Origin of the sequence: Amycolatopsis sp. M39 (genome assembly GCF_001651785.1) — a bacterium.
Lineage (GTDB): Bacteria > Actinomycetota > Actinomycetes > Mycobacteriales > Pseudonocardiaceae > Amycolatopsis > Amycolatopsis rubida.
In genome coordinates this window covers 766,808-783,131 of record NZ_LWSF01000001.1, presented here as the reverse complement: position 1 = coordinate 783,131, position 16,324 = coordinate 766,808, and the positions used below count along the sequence as shown (strand labels likewise).

13 protein-coding genes and 2 pseudogenes are annotated in these 16,324 nt (G+C 68.7%); 8 read left to right on the top strand and 7 right to left on the bottom strand.

Annotation, left to right across the window (positions count from 1 at the left end):
- Positions 1-210: 210 nt before the first annotated feature.
- The 3 genes and pseudogenes from A4R44_RS52170 to A4R44_RS03690 all read right to left on the bottom strand — a co-directional run.
- Positions 211-1,641, bottom strand: a pseudogene (locus A4R44_RS52170) (BTAD domain-containing putative transcriptional regulator); the annotation flags it as partial.
- A gap of 163 nt (positions 1,642-1,804) precedes the next feature.
- A pseudogene (locus A4R44_RS03695) lies at positions 1,805-2,370 on the bottom strand (GNAT family N-acetyltransferase).
- A complete protein-coding gene (locus A4R44_RS03690) occupies positions 2,367-3,602 on the bottom strand; it encodes an amidohydrolase family protein (protein WP_067576323.1) in 1,236 nt (411 codons plus the stop codon). Before A4R44_RS03690 ends, A4R44_RS03695 begins: the two are co-directional and overlap by 4 nt.
- Positions 3,603-3,681: 79 nt before the next feature.
- On the opposite strand from A4R44_RS03690, the gene A4R44_RS03685 reads away from it, so the two are divergent.
- The 6 genes from A4R44_RS03685 (at position 3,682) to A4R44_RS03660 (ending at position 8,911) form a co-directional block, all read left to right on the top strand.
- Positions 3,682-4,125, top strand: coding sequence for a MarR family winged helix-turn-helix transcriptional regulator (locus tag A4R44_RS03685; RefSeq protein WP_067576322.1), 444 nt, complete (start codon positions 3,682-3,684; stop codon positions 4,123-4,125).
- 55 nt (positions 4,126-4,180) lie between these two features.
- Positions 4,181-4,963, top strand: a complete 783-nt coding sequence (locus tag A4R44_RS03680; RefSeq protein ID WP_067576321.1) for an IclR family transcriptional regulator — start codon at positions 4,181-4,183, stop codon at positions 4,961-4,963.
- A 331-nt stretch (positions 4,964-5,294) separates the two neighbouring features.
- Positions 5,295-6,020, top strand: a complete 726-nt coding sequence (locus tag A4R44_RS03675; RefSeq protein ID WP_067576320.1) for a creatininase family protein — start codon at positions 5,295-5,297, stop codon at positions 6,018-6,020.
- Between the two features lie 4 nt (positions 6,021-6,024).
- A complete protein-coding gene (locus A4R44_RS03670; protein WP_067576319.1) occupies positions 6,025-6,903 on the top strand; it encodes an amidohydrolase family protein in 879 nt (292 codons plus the stop codon).
- Positions 6,900-7,802 carry a dihydrodipicolinate synthase family protein gene (locus tag A4R44_RS03665; protein ID WP_067576318.1) on the top strand — a complete coding sequence of 301 codons (903 nt, stop codon included), beginning with the start codon at positions 6,900-6,902 and terminating at the stop codon, positions 7,800-7,802. The genes A4R44_RS03670 and A4R44_RS03665 overlap by 4 nt, the downstream gene beginning before the upstream one ends.
- A complete protein-coding gene (locus A4R44_RS03660; protein WP_067576317.1) occupies positions 7,799-8,911 on the top strand; it encodes a mandelate racemase/muconate lactonizing enzyme family protein in 1,113 nt (370 codons plus the stop codon). The genes A4R44_RS03665 and A4R44_RS03660 overlap by 4 nt, the downstream gene beginning before the upstream one ends.
- Here A4R44_RS03660 and A4R44_RS03655 read toward each other — a convergent pair.
- Together A4R44_RS03655 and A4R44_RS03650 are read right to left on the bottom strand one after the other, a co-directional pair.
- Complete coding sequence (locus A4R44_RS03655; RefSeq protein ID WP_067576316.1) at positions 8,895-10,475, bottom strand: carboxypeptidase-like regulatory domain-containing protein; 1,581 nt, start codon at positions 10,473-10,475, stop codon at positions 8,895-8,897. The genes A4R44_RS03660 and A4R44_RS03655 overlap by 17 nt on opposite strands.
- A complete protein-coding gene (locus tag A4R44_RS03650; protein ID WP_067576315.1) occupies positions 10,472-11,809 on the bottom strand; it encodes an MFS transporter in 1,338 nt (445 codons plus the stop codon). The genes A4R44_RS03655 and A4R44_RS03650 overlap by 4 nt, the downstream gene beginning before the upstream one ends.
- Before the next feature lie 211 nt (positions 11,810-12,020).
- On the opposite strand from A4R44_RS03650, the gene A4R44_RS03645 reads away from it, so the two are divergent.
- Positions 12,021-13,451 (top strand): FAD-binding oxidoreductase, encoded by a 1,431-nt coding sequence (locus A4R44_RS03645; RefSeq protein ID WP_161269401.1) that lies wholly within the window; start codon positions 12,021-12,023, stop codon positions 13,449-13,451.
- Positions 13,452-13,584: 133 nt separating this feature from the next.
- Here the strand turns inward: A4R44_RS03645 and A4R44_RS03640 are convergent, their stop codons facing one another.
- The gene (locus A4R44_RS03640; RefSeq protein WP_067576314.1) at positions 13,585-14,031 is read right to left on the bottom strand and encodes a VOC family protein; all 447 of its coding nucleotides are present in this window, start codon (positions 14,029-14,031) and stop codon (positions 13,585-13,587) included.
- 106 nt (positions 14,032-14,137) lie between these two features.
- On the opposite strand from A4R44_RS03640, the gene A4R44_RS03635 reads away from it, so the two are divergent.
- Positions 14,138-15,325 (top strand): winged helix DNA-binding domain-containing protein, encoded by a 1,188-nt coding sequence (locus A4R44_RS03635; RefSeq protein ID WP_067576608.1) that lies wholly within the window; start codon positions 14,138-14,140, stop codon positions 15,323-15,325.
- Here the strand turns inward: A4R44_RS03635 and A4R44_RS03630 are convergent.
- Positions 15,288-16,301: an aldo/keto reductase gene (locus tag A4R44_RS03630; RefSeq protein WP_067576313.1), complete on the bottom strand. Its 1,014-nt coding sequence runs from the start codon at positions 16,299-16,301 to the stop codon at positions 15,288-15,290. The genes A4R44_RS03635 and A4R44_RS03630 overlap by 38 nt on opposite strands.
- Positions 16,302-16,324: the final 23 nt, after the last annotated feature.

The window sequence follows — 16,324 nt, the reverse complement described above, 5'->3', positions numbered from 1 at the left end:
GACCGCGACCAGGTCGTGCATCCGGTACCGGCCCGCGGCGGGCGCCTGCACGAGGTTCGCGTCGACCAGATCCTCGAGCACGCTTTCCGCGGCGCGCCGGGAACAACCGAGCATCGCGGCGAGGACGAGTTCGTCGAACTCAGGCGCGGGCGCGCGACCCAGGGTGCGGAAAGCACGTCGCGTGTCCGCCGGAAGCTGGTCGTACGAGAGCCGGAACGCGGCTTCGACGCTGCGTTCCTCAGCGGTCAGTTCGCCAAGCCGGCCGGTGTCGTCGGCGAGCCGGTCCACCAGGTCCCGGAAAGTCCACATCGGACGGTTCTGCAGCCGGGCTCCCGCGATGCGCAGAGCGAGCGGAAGCCGTCCGCACAGGCTGGCCAGCTCGCGCACAGCCGCGCGTTCCCGGCTCGCGCGCGCCGGGCCGACGATCCGGCTCAGCAGCCCGGCCGCGGCGTCGGAAGTCAACGGGCCCAAGGAAATCCGGCGTTCAACGTCCAACCCAGGCAATCGGCGACGGCTGGTGATCAGCACCCGGTTTCCGGTTCCGCCGGGCAGCAGCGGGCGGACCTGCTCGGCGCTGAGGGCGTCGTCCAGCACCACAACCAGGCGCAACGGCGCGGTGGCGGCGCGCCAGTTCGCGGACAGCTCGTCCAGGTCGTCCGGAATGTTCTGGTCGTTCACGCCCGCCGAACGCAGCAACCGGCGCAGCACCCGCACCGGAGCGAGCGGCGCCCGGCTGGTGCTGTGCCCGTGCAGTCCGACAAACAGGCAGCCGTCGGGATGTTCCTCGCGCAGCAGTTGGGCCGCGCGCACCGCCAGCGCCGTCTTCCCGGCCCCGGGCACCCCGTCCACTGCCGACACCGCACTCCCCGGCGCGGCGAGCCGGGCCAGTTCGTCGTCGCGGCCGGCCAGCTCCCCGACGTCGTGCGGCAGCTCGTCCCGGATCCGGGGCGCCGCGGCCGGCCGCGGCGCGACGGCGAGCGCTCCGTCGTCGCCGCGCAGCACCGCCTCGTGGACGCGACGCAGGTCTTCGCTGGGTTCCAGCCCCAGCTCATCGCGCATCCGGACGCGGAACTCGCGCCAGGTGTCAAGCGCGTCGCTGGGCCGGCCAGCCCCGTAAAGGGCCCGCATGAGCAGCCCGGTCAGCGGTTCGCGGTCGGGATGCTCGGCGAGCAGCGCCGACACCTCGCTGATCGCCGACGCGTAATCGCCCAGCCGGATCAACGCGTCCGTCCGGCCCTCGACCAGCCCGATCCGGCGTTCGGCGAACCGTCTCCGCTCCCGTTCGGCGAACGGACCGGGCAGTCCGGCCAGCGGAACGCCCTCGTAGAAAGCCAGCGCCTGTCCGTACCCCTCGGCCGCCGCGGCGAGCGCGCCGGCCGCGGCGGCTTTCTTGGCCCGGGCGGCGATCTCGTCGACCCGCACGGCGTCCACCTCGACGCCCGCCCCGGCGAAGCGGTACCCGCCCGGATCGGTCCGGAGCACGGATTTCGCGTCCGCACCGCCCGCGGCCAGGGATTTCCGCAGCTGGTAGAGGTAGCCGGGCACCCCGTCGCTCTCCGGCGGATGCTCGCCCCACACCCGGTCGACCAGCTCGGCCCGGCTGACCGTCACGTCCGGCCGCAGCAGCAGCGCGACCAGCATCGTCGTCCGCAGCACCGGCCCGAGCTCCAGCGGCCGCCCGCCGTACCAGCCGCGGACCGGTCCGAGCACCGCGAACTCCAGCCCGCGCTCCGCCCCTCCCCCGCCGGTTCCCGCGGCACCCGATGACATACCAGGAGTCTAATTCGCGGCCTGGCGGAGAAGTTCACCGCGACCTCGTCCGGGCCGCCCACTGGTCCCGGGTCAGCTCGTACTCGACCTCGCCGTGTTCCGTGCCCGGCAACGGATCGTCGAAGTGCAGGTGGAACGTGCGCAGGTACGTCAGCCCGGACCGTTCCAGCACTCGGCGCGACGGGGTGTTCACCGCCATCGTCTGCGCCCACACCCGCCGCGTGCCCAGCTCGGTGAATCCCTTGTGGATCGCCGCCCGGGCGCCTTCGGTCGCATATCCGCGCCCCCAGGCTTTCGCCAGCAGCCGATAGCCGAGTTCCAGCTCCGCCGTACTGCCGTNCCGTCTTCCGGTGGCTGCAGGGAAATCCAGCCGATGAACTCGCCAGTCGTCTTCTCGACCGCTGCCCACCGCCCGGCCGGCCCGCGTTCGTAATCGCCGAGGATCTCCGGCAGCACCTTCTGCTCGATCTCCGCGCGAGGCGTCGGCTCGCCGGCGAGAAACCGCATCACCCGCGGGTCGCTGTCGAGCCGCACCAGATTCTCGACGTCGGCTTCGGCAAACCGCCGCAACAGCAACCGATCCGTCTCCAGAACTTTCACCCGATCACCAATCCGGCCGCCGCCGCGATCCGGTCGCGAGAGTCCAGCAGCCTGGTCCTGAGCTTCGGCACATCCACTCCCAGCAACCGGCCGTCCCGCTTGACTGCCTCGCCCCCGACGAAGACGCTGTCCACGACGCCCGGATGCGCAGCGGTGACCACTGTGGACACCGGATCGCTGGCCGGAAACACCGACAGGTCCGCCGCGTCGATGAGCACCAGATCCGCGTCTTTCCCGACGCTGATGCTGCCCGCCCGGTCGCCGCGGCCACAGGTCCGAGCACCGTCCACGGTGGCGAACTCAAGCAGATCGCGCGCGACCAGACCGCCGTCGAGACCGCGCTGCGCGGCGAACGCCGTGCGCATAGCCGAAAACATGTCGCCCCCCGCGGACGGGCAGTCGTCAATGGACAGCGACGGCCGGATCCCAGCCGCCAGCAGACGTCCGGTTTCCGGCCACCCGAACCCCATCTTCACCTCGACGTCCGGGCTGAGCGTCACCGAACAGCCCGCGGCCGCGAGGATCGCCAGCTGCGTGTCGGTGAGCCCGTTGCCGTGAACTATCGTCGTACGGTCGTCAAGCAGTTTTCGTTCGCGCATCTCGGGAATCGAGTCACAGGCCGCGTGGTGGACGTGCACGCTCACCCTGAGCCCGAGTTCCCTCGCCAACGCGACATCGGCCGCGGTGGTGTCCATCGAGGTCACCATCGGCCCGCGCAACCCGAAGGCCATTTCGTCGCCGGGCAGCCGATTCCGCACGCGGGCGGTGTCGGCTGGGTCCATCGCGCTGTAGCAGAAGATCGACCTTCCGGGAGCCTCCTGGAGGGCGTCGATCGCCGCGTCGGCGTTCTCCGGCCGGTCGGAGCAGTGGAACCAGTCGAGCATCGTCGTCACACCCGAGTTCAGCGCTTCGAGCCGCCCCAGCAGATTGCCGAGGTACACGTCCTCCGGCTGGTAGTGCCGCCGGAGCGTCTCGTGCATGACGTCGCGGTACTCGGCGAACGTCCAGTCCGCGCCGATTCCGCGGAACGCCGTCTGCCAGGTGTGCCGATGAGTGTCCACGAATCCGGGCAGGATGATCTTGCCCGCGGCATCGACGACCTCGGCGTCGGCTTGGATCGCGGGCCCGACCGCCGCGATCCGCCCGTCCTCGATCAGCACGTCCCCGCGCGGAAGATCCCCGACCGCCGGGTCAAGACTGACCACGGTCCCGTTCTGGAGCAATGTCCGCATGCGCCCTCCGCAAAGTTGATGTATCAACTCTAGAGCCGCCTGAGTTGATGAGTCAACTCCACAGGTACGCTCCCTGCTCATGACCCCCGACGACTGGGAGCTGTGGAACGCGTGGGTGCGCGCGCAACGCCTGCTCACCCGCGAACTGGACCGCGGACTGCAGCGTGCATGCGGTATCTCGAAGGCCGAGTTCAGCGTCCTCGTGACCCTCTGGCGCACCCCTGGCCACGAAGCGCGCGTCGCCGATCTGGTCGAGGCCCTCGGCTGGGAGAAGAGCCGGGTCTCGCACCAGCTGACCAGAATGGAGTCGCGCGACCTGGTCACCCCGGCCCGCAGCGGCCCCAGCGGACGGCGCACCGGAATCGCCCTCACCGCGCACGGCCGCTCGGTCATCCAGGAGGCTTTGGCGGTCCACGGCAGCAACATTCGCCGCCACTTCCTCGATGAATTGACCCCCGCCCAAGCCGACGCCATTCGCTCGTGGACCGAGGAGACGATCGCGCGAATCGAGCCAGCCGGATGACCGGACGCTACCGTGTTCCGAAGATGACTACAGGTATCCGAAAGGTTGATGCCGGATGAGCGACGCGTCGGGCAAAGCAGCGTCGCCGGCCGCGGACCGGACGCTGACCGTGCTGGAAGCACTGGTGCGGGCCGAGGAACCGCTGACGCTGACCGCCCTCGCGAAGGCCGCCGGGGTGCCGCTCGCCACCTGCGCGTCTATCGCGTACACGCTGGAGCAGCGGGGGTATGCCGTGCGCCGGGTCGTCGGCCGGAGTCACTTCTGGCGCCCCACCCTGCGGCTGTACGGGCTGGCCATCGAACTGGTGCGGAAGGTCGACCTGCCATCGCTGGTACAGGCCGACCTGCGGCGGCTTGCGGAAAGCCTGGGAATGCCCGCGCATGTGGGGATCTTAGAGGACGCCTCGATAGTTTATGTCGCCAAGGCCTCCACGCCCGGTTTCGTCCAGTTCGACACCTACCGCGGGAAGGTCGCCCCGTTCGACCTGACCGCTTTGGGGCGGGCCATCGCCGCGCATCTTCCAGAGGCTGAGCTGAAGCCGTTGCTGTCCCGGCTTTCACGCGGGGTCGGGCCTAAGGCCGCCGCTCCTGACGCGGGTCAGTTTCTGGCATTGCTGGCGAAGGTGCGGGCGGACGGGTATGCGATTGAGAGCGAGGAGGAGCAGGCTGAGATCGCTTGCCTTGCCGCACCGTTCTTTGACGCCGAGGGGGCTGTCGCCGGGGCTGTCGGCGTGACGGGGTTTGCGCGGCAGTTGGTTGGGGAGAAGAGGAAAGCCGCAGTGCGGGGTGTGGTGCAGGTTGGGCAGGAGGTCTCGCGGCGGTTGGGGTTTGTGGCGTGAGCGACGGTCTTCACCCTGGGAATGTTCGCGGCTTCAACGTCTGAAACGGCCCACCAGCAGGATCGCCACGGCTGGCCGCATCTTTTGTATCCGCATTTCCTTTCACCGGTCCGCGACGTGCGACCGGACGAGCCGCCATGGCCCTCAGCCAGCAAGCGGTTGTTCGCCCCCGGCCAACGCAGCGGTGCCCGCGTCGCGGGTGCGAGCCTGGCCGTATCCACGTCCGGGCCAACGGCATTGCGTCTCCCTTCCCGATCGACTATCTTCCTGAATCAGGAAGACTTCTACGAAATACCGGAAGATAGGCCAACCGGAGTATCGGGGAGACGTCGTGGGCGCACTGTTGCGCTGGGCGGAGGCCGATCGCGCGGCGGTGCGCGGGGTGCTTTCCGAAGCGCTCGTCCTGATGCCCATCGGTGCGACCGAGCAGCATGGGCCGCATCTGCCTACGGGGACGGACGCCTTTCTCGCGGCCGCGGTGTGCGAGCACGCGGCCGAACTGGCCGCGCCGAGGGCTGAGCGGGCGTTGTTGCTCGCGCCGCCGATTCCGTACGGGGCTTCCGACCATCATCTGCCCTTCAACGGGACCCTTTCCCTTTCGGCGCAGACTTTGTCGCGCGTGCTGGACGATCTGGCCCGTTCGATCGCGGTGCAGGGCGGGCGACGGCTGGTCATCGTCAATGGGCACGGTGGCAACGTCGGCGTCTGCCACGCGTTCGCCGGTGCGGCATCGACTCGGCACGGGCTTGCGGTGGCGCACACCGACTACTGGCGGGTCCTCGATCCGGAGGACATCGTGCCTGGGCACGCTGGGGAGTTCGAGACTTCGCAGATGCTGGCGGTTCGCGGGGAACTGGTTCGGGAACCGGCGGTCCGGGAGCAGCCCAGGCAACCGAGAGTGTCCGATGTGGACGTCCATTCCGAAAAGGCCTGGCAGGACATCGACGGGTATACCGACCGGCCCGAGTTAGCAGCCGCGGATCGGGGCGGCAGGTGGTTCGAGGAGATCACCAGCGGGCTCGCGGATCGGTTTGTGAAGCTGGCGAAGGTGTTGTGAAGCCATGATCGTGGACGTGCACACGCATACTCCGACCCACCAGGCCGCGGTGCCGGAGGATGAGCGGCGCGGTTACCAGGGGTGGCGGACTGACCGGGCTGTGGTCACCACGAATTCCTGGACGGACTACGACAAAGCCACCGAGGCCGCTGATCTGTCCATTGTGTTCAACATCGCGGTCGAGAAGCCGGAGGAAGCCACCGGGTTGCCGTATCGGGCGGAGGACACCAATACTGCTACCGCGGCGTTCGTGACGGCTGATCCGGCGCGGCGGATGGGATTTATGTCGGTGAATCCGACTGCGCCCGACGTGCTCGAAGAGGCCGATCGGTGCCGGGAGCTCGGGCTGGTCGGAGTGAAGCTCGGGCCGAACTACCAGAACTTCGACCCGCTGTCCCAGCCGGCGCTGGACTTCTACAGCTACTGCGAGCGGCACGGGTTGCCGATCTTGTTCCACCAGGGTGCCTCGCCGATTCGCCAAGCACCGTTGCGGTACACGTATCCGCTGGTCACGGACGAGGTCGCGCTGCAGTTCCCGGAACTCCGGATCGTCATGGCGCACATGGGCCATCCGTGGGGACGCGAGACCGTGGTGACCATCCGCAAGCATCCGCACGTCTACGCCGACGTCTCCTCGATCTATCTCCGGCCTTGGGTCTGTTACGAATCACTGCTCGCGGCGCAGGAGTGGGGCACGGCGCACAAGCTGCTGCTTGGTTCGGACTTTCCGATCGCCACCACCGCGGAGGCGATCGCGGGGATCCGGCGGGTCAACGACATCGTCGCGGGCACCGCGCTGCCGAAGATCTCGCCCGAACTCATCGAGGGAATCATTCACGCGGACGCGGTTGCCGCACTCGGCCTCCAGAAGGGGATTCGATGACGCCTATTCGCGGAGTGTCTCCCGTTCTCGAAGTGCCTTTCACCGATGACGGCGAGATCGATGTTTCCGGCTTTCGGCGGGTCGTCCGGCATGTCCTCGGAACCGGGGTCGGCAGCGTGATGTTTCCTGGGTTCGCCTCGGAGTTCTACAAGTTGACAGAGGACGAGCGGCAGACGCTGACGGAAGTACTGTTAGCGGAGACGAACCCGCGGGCGGATGTCCAGGCCATTATCGCGATTCAGGACCACGCGACGCGGCTGGCGGTGCAGCGGGCGACGGAGGCGGTGGCGGCCGGGGCGGACTTGATCAATCTTCTGCCGCCGCATTATCTGCAGCCGTCCCGGAAGGCGCTGGTCAAGCATATCCGGGAAGTACTTGACGCGGTCGCGCCGACACCGGTCGTGGTGCAGTACGCGCCCGCGGAGACCGGTACCAGCCTCGATGCCGACGTGCTGCGCGAGATCGCGGCCAAGCATGCCAATATGCAACTGGTCAAGGTCGAATCCAGCCCGCCGGGGCCGTTGATCGCCGAGCTGGCCGCAGGGGATCCGCCGATTCCAGCGGTCGAAGGGTATGCGGGCGTGCAGTTGCCGGACGCCATCCGGCGCGGGGCCGTCGGGACCCAGCCGGGATGCTCGTTCACTGAAATCTACGTGGAGATCTGGCGGCGGTTCGAGGACGGCGACGACGCGGGCGGCGACGAGTTGCATCGACGGCTGCTGCCCTACATTTCCTATTGGATGCTGGACACCGAGCGGATCATCGCCGCGGAGAAGCTGATTTCGGTCCGCCGCGGCCTCTTTGGCAGTTCGTACTGCCGCGCGCCCGCGCATCGGCTCGACGCCGAGGACATCCGGATGATCGACCGGTTTCTCGCCGAGTTCCGCGAGTTCCTGTGAGTACGGTCGAAGACCTCGAAGTCACCGCGATCAGTCCGGTCGTCCGGCCGGAACTGATCGTGGCCGGGGCTCGCGGGACGCATGACCATTCCGACTTCCTGCTGGTCCGGGTGAGCACTTCGGACGGTACGACCGGGCTCGGCGAGGTCAGTGCGACGCTTCAGTGGAGCGGCGAAGACGCTGGCACGGCGGAGTATCTCATCAAGAAGGCGCTTGCCCCGGCGATCCTCGGTCGGCCGCTCGTTCCGGTCGCCGATCTAGAGCGGCGCATGGACGAGGCTACGGCCGGTGCGCCGTTCACCAAAGCGGGGATCTCCACGGCGTTGTGGGACGCGTACGCGCGCACACTCGGGGTCCCGCTCGCGGTGGCGCTCGGGGGTCCATTAAGGACCGAAGTGCCGGTGAAGTGCTCGCTCAGCGGCAGCGGGCAACGGCTCCGCCACGTCTGCCAGTCAGCCTTCGAGGCCGGGTTTCGCAGTTATAAGCTCAAGATTGGCTTCGACCCCGAAGACGACGCGCGCCGGCTCGCGGAGGCACGGAAGCTCGTCGGAGAGGATACGTTCCTCGGCCTGGACGCGAACGGCGGCTACCGGCCCGCAGCTGCCGCCCGGGCGATTGAGTTGATGCGCGACCAGAATCCGGCATTTCTCGAACAGCCGGTGGCACCCGGGGATCTGGCCGGGATGCGCGAGCTGCGCGGGCGCGGGTTGTCCATTGTGGCGGATGAAAGCGTCTTCGGCACTGACGACCTCGTGTCGGTGATCCGGGCCGAAGCGGCGGACGCGGTCAGCCTGTATGTCGGCAAAGCAGCCGGGCCGGGCCGAGTAGTGGCGATGGCGCAGCTCGCGAGCGCGTTCGGGCTCGACGTCGTGCTCGGCTCCAATGGGGAGCTCGGCATCGGTGCGGCGGCTCAGTTGCACGCGGCGTGTGCCGCACCTGGGCTGTCGGGCAGGATTCCGTCCGACATCATTGGCGCGCACTACTACGAGCGCGACATCCTCAAGACGCCGTTGAACAGTGACGGCCGGACAGTCCGGCTCGGCGACGCGCCCGGCCTCGGTGTCGAGGTGGCCGACGAGATCGCCGCCGGGTTCAGGAGCGTCCGGTGAACCGGTCGAGGACATTCGCCGTGACCGCGGAGACGCCGTCGTCTACCAGCACAGCTGAGGTCCAAGCGATCGAGCCGACGGAGAACACCTCGCCGCCGCTGGTCGTGGCGTAGCAAGCGATTTCGCCGCCGCCGTCGCCGGGGTTCAGGCCGCGGGCGAGCACGTGAGTCCCTTGTGGACTACGCGGACCGGTCTTGTCGGTTTCGTGCCCGGAAGCGCCGCCTGGACACCGCTCGTGCAGGCTCCGGACGCCGAACAGGTCTCCCTTGTCCAATCCGGTGCCGCGGAACGCCCAATGGCCGGGATCGACGACCTCGTACGGTGCCCCGGTCATCGCGCCCGCGCTGGTGAACACCACGCCGAACAGCTCCGACGTCGGCCGGAACGTGCGGTGCATCCGGCTCTCGTAGGCACCGGACTCGACCGCCTGGGTGCGGAAGCGCAGCGCGTCCGAGGAGAACACCACTTCGCAGTCGGCGACATTGCCGCCGAAGTTGGCCAGCTTTCCGCCGCGGTCGTGCACCCAGGAATAGACTGCGGAGTACATCTCACGGGACCAATACTCCGGATGCGTGCTCAAGACCAGCGCGCGGTAGCTGTCCAACGGCAAGGTGCCGTCGTGCAGGTGTGCGTCGGAATAGAGGTCGTACTCGTAGCCGTTGCGTTCCAGCCAGCTGAGCAGCCGCCATTCCGCGGCGGCCAGGTGACACGGTTGCCTGCCGCGGATCGGGTCCTCCGGCTGGGCGTCGGCGCTGAGCTGGTTCAGCGGTTCCGGGCGTTCGAAGGAGAGCGGCGGATACGCGTCGTCGGGCAGGGCGTGTTCGCTGAAGCTCGATTCCCGGTAGCGGGGCATTTCCAGGCGGGGAACCAAAACCGGTGCGGCGGGCAAGCCGGAGGCGTTGATGTAATTGCTGCGGCCGCCGAAATTGTTGTAGGCGTTCCAGGTGTTCGTGGACGCGACGACGGCGATCGGCGCGGTCGGCTGGCGCGGCGCGACCACCCACGGAAACGAGAAGCGAGCCCCGGATTCGCCTTCGACGTGGAAGTAGTACAGGCCGCTGCGGTCCGGAGCCGTGACGTACTGGCGATGCGACGGGTCGGCGTAGCCCTTTTCGTTGAATCGCACGCCGGTTCGCGTGTAGTCGCCATCGGGAGTCACCTGCACAGTGGCGCGCGGCGCGTGCTCGTCGAACCAGCCGATCAGCGCTGTCTCCTCGGCCGCCGCGCCGTGTCGCCACAGGCTCAGGCGGTAGGGCTCGGGACTGTGGATCCGGAACTCGCCCTCGTCGCCGCTGCGGGCCCATTTCGGCCAGAGGTACCCGAAAATCCGATCGGACAGCAGCCGGAACTGATACGGTTCAGCCCCGAGCGCGAGGTCGACGTGTTTGGCGCCGTACCCGTCCTTGGCGAGAGTGACGCGGTAGTCGCCGGGCGGGACGTCGGCGTGGATCGCGCCGGTCGCGGTCGAGCGGGCGGTCCAGTGCGCATCGCGCGCGCTGATCTCGACGGTGACATCGGGCAGGGCGAGATAGCGTTCGTCGCTGACGTAGCCCAGCAAGGTCATACTGTCGCAGCTTTCGGTTCGGCGGCCGGTTCCGGCAACGGCCGCCCGGCGCGTTCGGGCAACAGCAGCATCGCGATCGCGCTGAGCACGCAGCCGGCGATGACGTAGATGCCGACGCCCCACACCGCGCCGGTCGCGCCGACCAGCAACGCGCTGAGGTACGGCGCGAATCCGCCGCCGAGCACCGCGGTGAGCTGATATCCCAGGTTGACTCCGGTGACCCGCGAGCGAGTGTCGAACAGTTCGGACAGAATCGTCTGGGACAGCGCGGACATCGCCATCACGAACACGGAGAAGCCCAGCACCATCGCGACCGCCACGAGCACCGGATTCTTCGTCTCGAACAACCAGAAAACCGGGAAGATCACCACGGCGAGCCCGACGCAGCCGCCGAGGAACACCGGTTTCCGGCCGATCCGGTCGGACAGCGCACCCCACGTCGGCGCGAGAACGATCTGCGCGCCTGCGGCGACCATGGTCGCGGTGAGTGCCACGGAGGCGGGCATGCCGAGATCTTTCTTGACGTACGACGCGCCGTAGGTGGTGATGACGTATCCGCCGATGCTGTTGGCGAAACCGAACAGAACGCCGTAGATCACATTGCGCGGCCGACGCAGCACGGCGACCAGCGGAATGCGCGCGCCGGCGCTCTTCTTGCGCGCGCGTTCGAAGTCCGGCGTTTCGCCTACGCGCATCCGGATGATCAACCCCGCGACCAGCAGCACGAAGCTGAGCAGGAACGGGATCCGCCAGCCCCAGGCGAGGAAATCCCGGTCCGGAAGCATCGAGAACAACGCCATCAACCCGGAGGAAACGAGGAGCGCGACACCCGCTCCGGAAAGGAGCAGGGTTCCGTAGAGACCGCGGCTGCGCGGCGGAGCGTGCTCGACGGCCAGCGAGACCGCGCCGCCCATTTCGCCGCCGGTCGAAAAACCCTGCAGCAGCCGCAGGATCACCAGCAGAATCGGAGCCGCGACGCCGATCTGGCGGTATCCGGGAAGCACCCCGATGAGAATCGTGGCGATCCCCATCGCCACGATGGTGAGGATCAGTGCCTTCTTCCGGCCGAACCGGTCCGCGATGTGCCCGATCACGATGCCGCCGACCGGACGCAGCACGAACCCGACGGCGAAGGTGGCGAACGACGACAGCTGCCCGGTGAGCGGGTCCTCGGACGGGAAGAACACGGCCGGGAACACGACGGCGGCGGCTAGGCCGAACAGGTAATAGTCGTAGTACTCCAGCAGCGTGCCGATACTGGAAGCCAGCACCGCGGACCGGCGCGCCGAGCGCGCCGGAACCGAGCCTGCCGAGCCGGAGCGGTCTGCGCCCATGTCGCCCGCACCTCCTGATCCGATGGTGGATCAAGGCCGGTCGACCTCGACCCCAGCGCCCCCGAATCACGCATTTTCGAAATACCGTAGATGTGTCTTCTATTTCGGAAAGATTAGTCTATGCTGGCGGCGTCGGACAAGGGGAATCTCGGGGCGGGCCGACGGGTTTCTTCTCGTGCGCGCGGGCCGCCGAGCCGTGGAGGGGGCGTCCATGACGTTGAGCCGTCGTCGTCTTTTGCAGTTGTCCGCGGTCGCGGCGGGTGCGGCCGCGGTCGGGACCGGAACCGTCGCGGAGGCCGCCGGGAGGGAGCCGGACTGGGCCGCGTTGCGCAAACGGCTGCACGGCGCGCTGCTGCAGCGAAACCAGGCCGGCTACGAGGAAATCCGCCCGCCGTTCAACCTCCTCTACGACGATCGCTGCCCGCCGGCGATCGCCCGGTGCACCGACGCCGACGACGTCCGGAAGTGCCTGGAGTTCGCCGCGGTAAACACAATCAAGTTCGCGGCACGCAGCGGCGGGCACAGTTACGTCGCCTATTCCACTCCGGGCGACGGATTGGTCGCGGACCTGAAGCTGATGAACCGCGTGGAGGTCCGCCGGAACGGCACCGCCGTCGTCGGTGCGGGGGCCCGGTTGATCGACGTCTATCACGCACTCGCCGCCGAGGGCCGCGCGTTGCCGGGCGGCACGTGCGGTTCGGTCGGCATCGCCGGGCTCACGCTCGGCGGCGGAATCGGCGTCCTGATGCGAAAGTACGGACTGACCTGCGATCACCTGGACGGCGCGAAAGTCGTGACGCCGCGCGACTTTCGCGTGCGGTCGGTCGACCCGGGTTCGGACCTCGGCTGGGCGCTCACCGGCGGAGGCGGCGGGAACTTCGGGATCACCACGGAATTCACCTTCCGCACGGTGCCCGCGCCGCCGCGGGTCACGGTGTTCGTGGTGAACTTCCCCGAGGGCTCGGGCACCGACGTCTACGGGGCCTGGCAGGACTGGGTCACCGCCGCGCCAAGGGAATTCTGGTCGAACATCTCGGTGCTCGGCGGCCCGAACCCGGCGGCGGGCGTCCCCGGCTGTCTCCTCGGCGGCGAACAGCAGGCCCGCGAACTCATCGCCGATCTGGAGCGCCGGGCCGGGGTCAAGGGCACCGTCAGCGGTTTCCAGGAGATGGACTACCTCGGCGCGATGGATTTCTGGTCCGGAAGCCTGGGCCGCCGCCGATTCGCGGCCGCCTCCCGGGTGCTGGCGAAGAAGGCCGATCCCGCGCGGTTGAGCGCGCTCGTCACCGGCGAGACCAAGATCGCGCTGGAAATCAACCCGCTCGACGCGGCGGTCTCCGACGTCTGCCCCACCGAGACCGCGTTCGCGCACCGCGGGGTTTTCGGCGACGTGCAGGTGTATCTCAGCGCCGACCCGGACGTCGATCGGGAAACCGCGAAGCACGAGGTGAACGACGTTCAGGCGCGGCTGGCGGAATTCGCCACCGGCGGCGCGTACGTCAACTACCTCAACGACGACCAGAAGGACTGGGCCACGGCGTACTACGGGGTGAACCTTCCGACGCTCCGGGCGGCAGCGGCGAAGTACGACCCGAGTGGGGTGCTCGCGTTCGAGCAGGGTCTCTCGCCGCGCCCGGTGTGAAAGCCGGTCTGCGGCCGGCGCAGGACTCCGGCCGCAGACCGGCGGGCCAACCCCGCGGCCGCACACCTCCGATGCTCTTGCGGTTCGTGAGGGGAACCCTGCGGGAATGGGCCATCCAGTCAGCCCGCCGCGGCTAGGCGGCGACCTGCAGAATCCAGGTGACCCCGAACCGGTCCCGGAGCATGCCGAACGCCGGAGCCCACTGCGACGGGCCGAACGGCTCGATGACAGTCGCGTCCTCGGACAGCTTCTTCCAGAACTCGCCGACCTCCTCGACGGAATCGCCGCCGGCCGACAGGAAGAACTTCTCGGTGGTGATGGTCATCCCGTTCTCCCGGGTGGTCTCGCCGACCGGCGCGGCGGCGGCGACGCCAGGGGTGTCGTAAGCCATCACCTGGAACCCGCTCTCGTTCACCACCTGGCCGAACACCACGTGGTCCGCGCCTGGCGCGTCCTTGGGCATGCCGAAGTCGCCGTACGTGGCGATCCGGAGCTCCCCGCCGAACACCGACCGGTAGAACTCGAGCGCCTCCCTGGCCTCGCCCCGGAAGTTCAAGTGGGCGACGGCGTGCACTGCCATGATTTCGACTCCTCGATTCCCGCGCCGGACTCGTTCCCGCGCTGGAACCGAGACTCGCAGCAGTAGCGGTCAGGCAGTGACCGCTACTTCCGGCATGATCGAAACCATGCGAAAGGTAACCGACGCCGAGCGGCGCGACCGGATCGGGCTGCGGCACGCGTTGGCGACCGCCGCGTCCGGAGTGGAGGCCGCCGTCCGCGCGGTCACCTGCTTGCACGCGACTGAGGCCAGCAGCGTCTATCTGTCCGCATACGCCCGGTCTCGGGCCTCCCGAGAGTCCATTTCGGACGCTTTGTTCGGACGGCGGACTGTGGTGCGGCAGCTGGCGATGCGCCGGACCGTCTTCGCCTTCCCAGTCGATTTGCTCTCCGCCGCAAGGGGAAGCGCCTCAGCCCGGGTCGCGAAGCAGATGACCGCGCGGCTGGCCAAAGACGCCGAACTCGCTGGAATCGACGACGGTCCGGGGTGGGTCGCCGACCGGTGCGCCGAGGCGCTGAGGGCGATCCGCGAAGAACCCGGCACCACCGCGCAACTGCGCGCTCGCATTCCCGAGCTGAACACGCGGATCGCCGCCGAGGGACGGCCCGCGGTGCTCGCCCCGGTCGGCTCCCGGGTGCTTTCCGTGCTCGCGTCCGGCGGTTCGGTGGTTCGCGGGGACAACGCCGGGCGCTGGCAAGCGTCGCGGCCAGTGTGGACAGCGGTTGAGCAGTGGCTCGGCGAGGATCCCGGCGTCCTGGACGAACGGGAGGGTTACCGGGAGCTGGTGCGGCGCTGGCTGTGGTCGTTCGGGCCGGGGACCGAGGACGACCTGGTGTGGTGGCTCGGCGCGACGAAAACCGCGGTCCGCCGGGCACTGGCGGACCTCAGCGCGACACCCGCCCTGCTGGAGGACGACACTCCGGCGTGGCTGCACCCCGATGACGCGGAAGAAGTCCGCCTCGACCGGGACTGGGCGGCGCTTCTCCCGACCCTCGACCCGACGACGATGGGCTGGCGCCGCCGCGGCTTCTACCTCGGCGACCACGGCCCGCACCTCTTCGACGGCGCGGGCAACGCCGGTCCGACCGCGTGGTGGAACGGGCGGATCGTCGGGACCTGGACGCAGCAGCCGGACGGGACGGTGGAGGTCGTGCCGATCGAACCGCTGTCTCTCGCTGCCGCGGCGGCGCTGGAAGCGGAGGCGGCGAAGCTGACCGCCTGGTTCGACGGGGAGACGATCGCTACGGGTTACGTGCCGCCGATCGTCCGCGGCCGGGTCAGCCGTGGGTCCGCCGACGCAGCTTCGGGTCGGTAAGCGAAGGCGGGACGTACGACACGTCGATCGGCCCCACATCGGCGCCCGGCGCGACGATCTCGTCAATCCGGTCCAAGACATCGTCGTCCAGCCGGGTCTCGGTCCCCGCCAGCAAGTCGTCCAGCTGCGACAACGTCCGCGGGCCGAGGATCGCGGACGTCACGGCCGGATGGTTGACCGCGAACGCCAGTGCCAGATGGGTCAGCGAAAGCCCGGCTTCCTCGGCGACTCGCGCGAACTGTTCGACCGCGGCGTGTTTGCGTTCGTCGCTCATGTGCCGCGGGACGAACCGCAGCTGCGCTTCCCGCGGTCGCTCGCCGCCGGGTCGGTAGCGGCCGGTCAGCAGGCCCATCGCGAGTGGGCTCCAGACCAGGACACCCATCCCGTACCGGTGGCACACCGGCAGGATTTCACTCTCGATCCCCCGGTTGAGCAGCGAGTACGTCGGCTGCTCGGTCCGCAGCCGGGCCAGTCCCGCCCGCTGCGACACCCACTGGGCCGCCACGATCTCGGACGCCGGGAAGTTCGAGGACCCGACCGCGCGCACCTTGCCGCCGCGCACCAGGTCGGTCAGCGCGGAGAGGGTTTCCTCCAGCTCGGTGTCCGGGTCGGGGTGGTGGAGCTGGTAGAGATCGATGTGGTCGGTTCGCAACCGCCGCAACGACTGTTCGACCTCCGCGACGATCCAGCGCCGGGAGCTTCCACCGCGGCCAGGCCCCATCGAGCCGTTGACCTTCGTGGCTACCACCACGTCGTCGCGGCGGCCCCGCAAAGCCGCGCCAAGGATCTCCTCGGACTCCCCGCCAGGCCCGTAGACGTCAGCGGTGTCGACGAAGTTGATCCCCGCGTCGAGTGCCCGGTGCACCATCCGGACGCACTCGCCGTGATCGGGATTGCCGATCTGCCCGAATTTCATCGTGCCGAGACAGTAGGCGCTGACCTTGATTCCAGTCCGCCCCAGAAGCCGCATCTGCATGTGCCGGTTCCTTTCCTGATCAC

What these genes read in the sequence shown, in the direction of transcription:
- A4R44_RS03690 (WP_067576323.1), bottom strand. Translation starts at nt 3,602, where the DNA reads ATGCGGACATTGCTCCAGAACGGGACCGTGGTCAGTCTTGACCCGGCG.
- A4R44_RS03685 (WP_067576322.1), top strand. Translation starts at nt 3,682, where the DNA reads ATGACCCCCGACGACTGGGAGCTGTGGAACGCGTGGGTGCGCGCGCAA.
- A4R44_RS03680 (WP_067576321.1), top strand. Translation starts at nt 4,181, where the DNA reads ATGAGCGACGCGTCGGGCAAAGCAGCGTCGCCGGCCGCGGACCGGACG.
- A4R44_RS03670 (WP_067576319.1), top strand. Translation starts at nt 6,025, where the DNA reads ATGATCGTGGACGTGCACACGCATACTCCGACCCACCAGGCCGCGGTG.
- A4R44_RS03665 (WP_067576318.1), top strand. Translation starts at nt 6,900, where the DNA reads ATGACGCCTATTCGCGGAGTGTCTCCCGTTCTCGAAGTGCCTTTCACC.
- A4R44_RS03655 (WP_067576316.1), bottom strand. Translation starts at nt 10,475, where the DNA reads ATGACCTTGCTGGGCTACGTCAGCGACGAACGCTATCTCGCCCTGCCC.
- A4R44_RS03650 (WP_067576315.1), bottom strand. Translation starts at nt 11,809, where the DNA reads ATGGGCGCAGACCGCTCCGGCTCGGCAGGCTCGGTTCCGGCGCGCTCG.
- A4R44_RS03645 (WP_161269401.1), top strand. Translation starts at nt 12,021, where the DNA reads ATGACGTTGAGCCGTCGTCGTCTTTTGCAGTTGTCCGCGGTCGCGGCG.
- A4R44_RS03640 (WP_067576314.1), bottom strand. Translation starts at nt 14,031, where the DNA reads ATGGCAGTGCACGCCGTCGCCCACTTGAACTTCCGGGGCGAGGCCAGG.
- A4R44_RS03635 (WP_067576608.1), top strand. Translation starts at nt 14,138, where the DNA reads ATGCGAAAGGTAACCGACGCCGAGCGGCGCGACCGGATCGGGCTGCGG.
- A4R44_RS03630 (WP_067576313.1), bottom strand. Translation starts at nt 16,301, where the DNA reads ATGCAGATGCGGCTTCTGGGGCGGACTGGAATCAAGGTCAGCGCCTAC.